Annotated in this window: 4 protein-coding genes and 1 pseudogene; 3 read left to right on the plus strand and 2 right to left on the minus strand. The window is 44.4% G+C overall.

Features of this window, described 5'->3' with window-relative positions; genetic code table 11:
- Positions 1–588, minus strand: a pseudogene (locus HMPREF3208_RS06625) (hypothetical protein); the annotation flags it as partial.
- Between the two features lie 565 nt (positions 589–1153).
- Complete coding sequence (locus tag HMPREF3208_RS01490) at positions 1154–3205, minus strand: AMP-dependent synthetase/ligase (protein WP_064346882.1); 2052 nt, start codon at positions 3203–3205, stop codon at positions 1154–1156.
- 364 nt (positions 3206–3569) lie between these two features.
- On the opposite strand from HMPREF3208_RS01490, the gene HMPREF3208_RS01500 reads away from it, so the two are divergent.
- The 3 genes from HMPREF3208_RS01500 (at position 3570) to HMPREF3208_RS01510 (ending at position 6577) form a co-directional block, all read left to right on the plus strand.
- On the plus strand, positions 3570–4181 hold the full coding sequence (locus HMPREF3208_RS01500) for a 50S ribosomal protein L25/general stress protein Ctc (protein WP_064346887.1): 612 nt from the start codon (positions 3570–3572) through the stop codon (positions 4179–4181).
- 246 nt (positions 4182–4427) lie between these two features.
- Complete coding sequence (locus HMPREF3208_RS01505; RefSeq protein WP_016637823.1) at positions 4428–5597, plus strand: branched-chain amino acid aminotransferase; 1170 nt, start codon at positions 4428–4430, stop codon at positions 5595–5597.
- 266 nt (positions 5598–5863) lie between these two features.
- The gene (locus tag HMPREF3208_RS01510; RefSeq protein ID WP_032814773.1) at positions 5864–6577 is read left to right on the plus strand and encodes a trimeric intracellular cation channel family protein; all 714 of its coding nucleotides are present in this window, start codon (positions 5864–5866) and stop codon (positions 6575–6577) included.
- The last annotated feature ends 142 nt before the right edge of the window (positions 6578–6719 follow it).

The raw sequence follows: 6719 nt of genomic DNA on the forward strand, positions 1-6719 counted from the left end.
TACTGGGGTAACTGGCTTTGGAGCTGGGGTTAAGTGGAACACTGTGTTGCCGTCTAACGTGCCAAGAACATCAGAGATGCTTGGAGTTTGTGGCACTACTGGTGTAACTGGCACTACTGGTGTAACTGGAACTACTGGAGTTGGTTCCGGTGCTGGTGTAGGCGTTTCGTCGCTATACGCGTTTTCGTCGCTGAAACCGGTGAAGTGGTACATGCCACCTTCTTCAGATGGTGCAGGTGTTGGCACTACTGGAGTTGGTTCTGGTTCTGGTTCTGGTTCTGGTTCTGGTGCAGGTGTTGGAGCTGGAGCTTCATCACTGTACACGTCCTCATCGCTTCCGCCAATAGATCCTGCATAGTGGTACATACCGCTATCTTCATCTTCTGAATCAGGTGTTGGTGCAGGTGCAGGTTCAGACGTAACGTCTTCCTTGTCTCCACCGATAGCGCCTGGATAGTAGTACATACCTTGAGCATCGGAGTCAGCTGCTTGTTTTGTTTGTGCATCTGCAGCGTTGGCAGAAATGCCAAATGCAAGAAGTGTGCCAGCTCCTAAAGCGAGTAATGATGCAAATTTAGAATTCATCATTAACCTTCTCTCTTATAGTGTTCAATGTGTGGCTATTTTCACTTATATGAAGAATCAGGTGGGCAATGATTTTTTACAAGGATTATCTCTCCTGCTTCTCTGCAAAACAGTATATTCTGGTACGGGGGGGGGTTTCAAGGTATTTGCTAAAAACATCCGTATGTGTGTATATGGAAACTTTTCTATAAAATATAGAAAATCACTATAATTTTACTAAATTTATGCAATAAAAACATATAAATTATTATGCAATCCTATGCAAAACGATAAAAAATAATAATCTTTACAAACTAATAATTTATGCAAATATAACAATCATACCGTGTTTTTTATGAGCGACAGTCCGAAACTAGCAAAGTACATCTACGCTATAGTCCGTCTGTGCATGTTACTTTTTACGGTTTAACGTCTATATACATCTATATACATATGCGCACATGCTATATCTGCAATTGCGTGCACGCATTAGGTGAAAGTTGTAACAACTATGCGCAAAATAAAAAGCTGCAGCAAGTTAAGCTCACTTACTGCAGCTTGAATAACAAACTCAATTCATGTTGTGGCGTTACTTCTTCCTCGTCGTGTACATTTGCGTATTCAGCAATGTAGCATACCGCTTAATAACATGAGGACGAATAATCTTCATGGATGCAGTCATTAAGCCGTTTTCTTGCGTAAACTCTTCTGGCAAAATAATGAACTTGCGCACAGATTCAGCGCGCGACACGCCCTCATTAGCAAGATCCACAAACTTTTGCACTTCAGAACGAACCACAGCATTACTAGCCGCTTCCTCCATGCTCATCGTTGCGTCAAGACCCTTTGATTTAAGCCATGTGCGCAACGTTTCTTCATCCAACGTAACAAGTGCAGAAATAAACGGGCGCTTATCGCCAAGTACTAAAGCTTGAGATACCAGCTCACAGCGTTTAATCATTTCTTCAATAGGTCCAGGAGCAACATTCTTGCCGCCAGCCGTAATAATCAAATCCTTCTTACGACCAGTAATATAAAGCATGCCCTCATCGTCAATTCGCCCTAAATCGCCAGTAGCATACCATCCATCTTGAGTAAATGAAGTCTCTGTAGCCTCATCATTCTTATGATACTTATGGAAAACGCAAGTTCCCTTAATTTGCACTTCGCCATCAGAAGCAATGCGTAACGTAAAAGCTGGGAAAGCAATACCAACAGAACCTTCGCGGAAAGGAACGCCGATAGGAGTAAAAGCACATGGGGCAGTGGTTTCAGTAAGACCATAACCCTCATACACAGGAACACCAGCACCGCGGAAGAAAGAAAGCAGTTCAGGATCCAGCGGAGCGCCGCCAGCAACAATCCAGCGCGCACGACCGCCAAGAGCCTGACGAAGTGGACGATACACGAGAGGATCATAAGCAGTGCGACGAGCCTTAGTAAGAGTTTTAGCATCGCCAAACTCTTGCACTTCCTTCATGTATTGCTGAGCGGTAACAACAGCACCCTGGAAGGCTAAGCCTTTAGCACCATGACCAGCTTTCTGCGAAGCTGCGTTATACACCTTTTCAAGTACACGAGGCACCACAATCATTACTGTAGGTTTTGCAACTTGCAAATCAGAAATCAACGTAGAAATACCTTGAGCAATGTAAATACGTAGTGTGCTTGCCACAACAATATAATTAATAGCGCGTGCAAAAGAATGCGCCTGAGGAAGAAACAGAAGCACGGATCCGTCTTTTTCACTGAGCAGCTCAGGCAAGTAAATAGGCAAATTTAATGCGGTAGTGCAATAGTGTTCGTGTGTCATTTCCACGCCTTTAGGCGCAGCAGTAGAACCGGAAGTATACACAATAGAGCACAAATCAGTTTTCTTCACAGAATCAATACGCGCATCAAGCTCCTCATCGCTCACAGTGTAACCAAAAGCTTGAAGTTCCGCCAATCCGCCGGTTTCTATGCAAATAATGCGTTCCAAACTTGGGCATTCTTCAATAGCGCCATCAGCTTTATTGCGCATATCAGTGGTTCCAACAATAAGGAATCGAGAATCGGAATTATTGACAATATTACGAATTTGCTCAGCAGAATCTGTATCATAAATCGTAGCAAGAATGCCGCCGCAAGCCATTACTGCAGCGTCAGCAACATCCCACTCGTAGGATGTTTTGCACATAAGAGCTACAGCTTCACCTTTGCGCAAGCCATAGTGCATCAAACCTTTCGCTGCATCACGCACTTCCTTAAGGAACTGGTTGGCAGTTTTGGTAACCCACTGGTCGTTTTCTTTATACGTGTAAAGAGGGTCGTCTCCCATGCGCGCAGCGCGATCAGCATACAAGTCATAAATGCTCGTGCCTTCATCGAGGGGAGCGGCGCTTTCTGTTTTTGTAGTAAGCAAACCAGTTTCCGGATCGATAAACGTGGTAGTCGGCATTTCCGCGCCCCACTCTTCTACGCGTGGAAGACGTGGATTTTGCGAAAGTAAAGTATTCGCTGCGTTTTCCTGATCAGTATGAGGATAATCTGGTTCGCCTGCGCGGTCATCGCTGACTGGGTGTGCGAAGTTGCTGCCAATACGTAATGCTTTGCGTGCAAGATTAAACGCTTGCTGTTGGAGTGCATTAAAAACAGACACATCTGCTCCTTCATCATGCCAAAAGGCTTTTTTCAAACGCGCGGTTGCGATGCGTTTAGGACTGTTATCTATCATAATCGCTTGTGTGCTCAAGTACAGCTGCGACTGCAAGTAAATGTTGTGACTGCAAGTAAATGCGGTAAAAGGGATGTAAATAGAGTAGCTATCTTGCAATGCGTTAAGTCTATGTATGTGGTTACACTAGAAAAGTTGCTTTGGCGAGGGAATGTGCTGCTGGCTTTGTGATTGGCTTTGTGGCAGAGTTCCGTTATCGACTGGGCTGATGCCACTTATGGTTTTCGGCGCGTCGGTGCGCCTGAAGCTGGATTTAATATACAACTATCCAGACCATAAGGAGACCGATATGGCTACAAAAATTACTCTCGAAGGTGAATTGCGCAGCGAGTTTGGTAAGGGTGTTGCTCGCCGTTTGCGTGTTGCTCATTTGATTCCAGCAAGCCTTTACGCTGGTGGTGCTGAACCAGTGCACGTTACACTTCCAATGCGCGAAACCACTCTTGCTTTGCGTCACGCAAACGCTTTGTTCACTATTAAGTTCGGTGACGAATCTCGCATCGCAGTTGTGAAGGATGTTCAGCGTAACCCTGTAAAGCGTATCGTAGAACACGTTGATTTCTACGAAGTGAAGGCTGGCGAAAAGATTGACGTTGAAGTGCCAGTCTTCGTTGAAGGCACTCCAAAGGGTGCTGCAGTTGCATTCGTGGATGTCCAGGAGCTCAAGGTTCGTGCTGATGTTGCTAACTTGCCAGAGCGTTTGGTTGTGAACGTCGATGGTTTGACTGATGGTACGAAGGTGTTTGCTAAGGATGTGAAGCTTCCTGAGGGTGCCGAGCTTGACATGGATGGTGAAGAATCCGTTGTCAGCGTGACTGTTCCTGAAGATGCTGCTGCTCCAGCTGCCGGCACTGACGCTGCTGCTCCAGCTGCTGATGCTGCGCCTGCAGAAGAAAAGTAAGTTTGACACACTGAGCTGTTAATGAACTTATAAAAATATTTTTTAATATCGTAAGCCGCATAGTCGTAATGATTATGCGGCTTTTTGTATATAATTTCGCACATTTTGGCAATAAAATTTTTTCTTATAGAAGATTTTTTGTACGAATTTTCTCGTTTTAGATTTGCTAAAAACAAGAATCGTATTAATCTATACGTTAATTGCGTTAAAAGCAAGTAGTAAAGATACACATAGAAAAGAGACATAATGGCTGATTTAGAGGTCGCTCCAGATTTTGCGAACGCTTATGAGTCTTATGAACATAGCGATCCAACTCTGTTGAACAAATTAGCTGGCAATTTTGAAGTTCTGCCAAATGATAATCCAGTTTCGGACGCAAAGCGCAACGAACTTATTGATAAGCCTGCTTTCGGTCAGATTTTCTCCGACAATATGGCTCACATGTCCTGGACTAAGGGCGAGGGTTGGTCGGATCGTCGCATAGAGCCTTATGGTCCTTTAAAAATGGATCCAGGCGCATCAGTGTTGCACTACGCTCAAGAATGCTTTGAAGGTTTGAAGGCTTATAAGCGTGCTGATGGTTCCGTTTGGCTTTTCCGCCCAGATATTAATGCTGCACGATTCCAAAATTCTGCTAAGCGCTTGTACTTGCCAGATCTTTCTATTGACGACTTTATTGGTTCTGTTGCAGCTTTGGTAAAGCGAGATAAGGAATGGGTTCCAAGCCGTCGCGAATACACGCTGTACATGCGTCCATTCATGTTTGCTTCTGAGCCGTTCCTTGGTGTGCGTGAAGCTCATGAGGTTGAATATTGTGTAATTGCTTCTCCATCCGGTCCGTACTTCAAGGGCGGCTTGAAGCCTGTGAGCATTTGGGTTGAAGATCAGTGGTTCCGCACTGGTCCTGGTGGTACTGGTTTTGCTAAGTGTGGCGGCAACTATGCTGCTTCTTTGCTAGGTGAATACAAGGGCATTGAGCATGGTTGTGAGCAAGTGTGCTTCGTGGATGCTGCAACTAAGACGTATTTGGAAGAGCTTGGCGGCATGAACATGTTTGCACTCCATAAGGATGGTCATTTGGAGACGCCATCGCTTACTGGCAGCATTCTTCCTGGCGTTACGCGTCGTTCTTTGATTCAGCTTGCTAAAGAGGCTGGTCATGAGGTTGTTGAAACTATGATTCCGCTTCAAGGCTTACTTGACGATATTCGTTCTGGTGAGGTTACTGAAGTCTTTGCTTGTGGTACTGCTGCAATCATTACGCCAATTGGTCGTTTTAAGTCTGATGACTTTGATCTTAAGGTTGCTGATGGTGGTGTTGGTGAGTTGACTCAGGCTTTGCGTGATGAACTTCTTGGCATTCAGCTTGGCGATGTTGAAGACAAGCATAACTGGATGTGGAAGGTTTGCGACTAGGATTCAACAATCAGCAATATGTAATACATATGGGCAGATACTTTTCATATTGCGTAAGTATGACGTAAGTATTTGTTATGTATTTCGCAAATATTTAATAATGTAATATCAATGCAATATCGATATATTACCTATCGATATACTATGTGTGGCGCGTCGTGCTCTATATATGTAGATTCTTATATATAGTGCGGCGCGTCGCGTATTTGTGTAGCACGTATGTTGCATAACGGCGCATGCTTAATAAAAAGTTGAAGGGATATTTTGTGGAAGGCGCATTAGGGGATAACATTTTCTTTCTTATAGTTGAATATGTTGCTATGGGTTGCTGTGGCATGGTTGGGGGATTGTGGGCTATCCGCAAAAAATATGATGTGTTTGCCATTATTACTACGTCTTGGATAACTGCGCTAGGTGGCGGTATTGTGCGCGATGTGCTGCTGGGGGCACTACCTCCCGTAGGTATCGCTGATCGCGGTTTCGTTATTACTGGCTTACTTTCTGGCGTTATTGTTGCAGTTGCTCACCCTGAAATTGACAAATGGCGTTGGTTTATGCTAACTCTTGATGCGTTTGCTTTGGGCTTATTTGCAGTGAATGGTACTGCAAAAGGTTTGGATTTTCATATGTCTGGCATGGCGTCTGTGTTTTTGGGAATGGCAACTGCGTTAGGCGGTGGTTTGATTCGCGATATGATTTTGAACCAAGTGCCTGTTATTGTGCGCGATAAACATTGGTATGCGTTCCCAGCGGCTGTAGGATGCGTGCTCACTGTTTTTGTAGTGAAAGCGAAACATGCTGGCTGCTTTGGTGTAACAGTTGAGATTTTATTGGATGTACTTATCGTTGCGTTAGTAGTGGCAATGCGTTTGCTATCAGTGAAATTTGATTTAACACTATTTGGCGCACTGAATCGTACGGAACCCATTAAAGTACATCGTCCGCGTATTCGTCGCATTAATAATCGCCGTCATCGTTAATATTGGGTTTATAGGCCAAAAAGTGTGTAAGAAATCATGTCTAGGCCTTGCAATACAAGCGTTTTGCGGTAATCGAATCTGTTTTCCGCGCATTCGACACCTGGACAAAGCTGTGTAAAAAATCAGCTCATAACCCTTACGG

Source organism: Gardnerella vaginalis (genome assembly GCF_001546485.1).
Lineage (GTDB): Bacteria > Actinomycetota > Actinomycetes > Actinomycetales > Bifidobacteriaceae > Bifidobacterium > Bifidobacterium vaginale_D.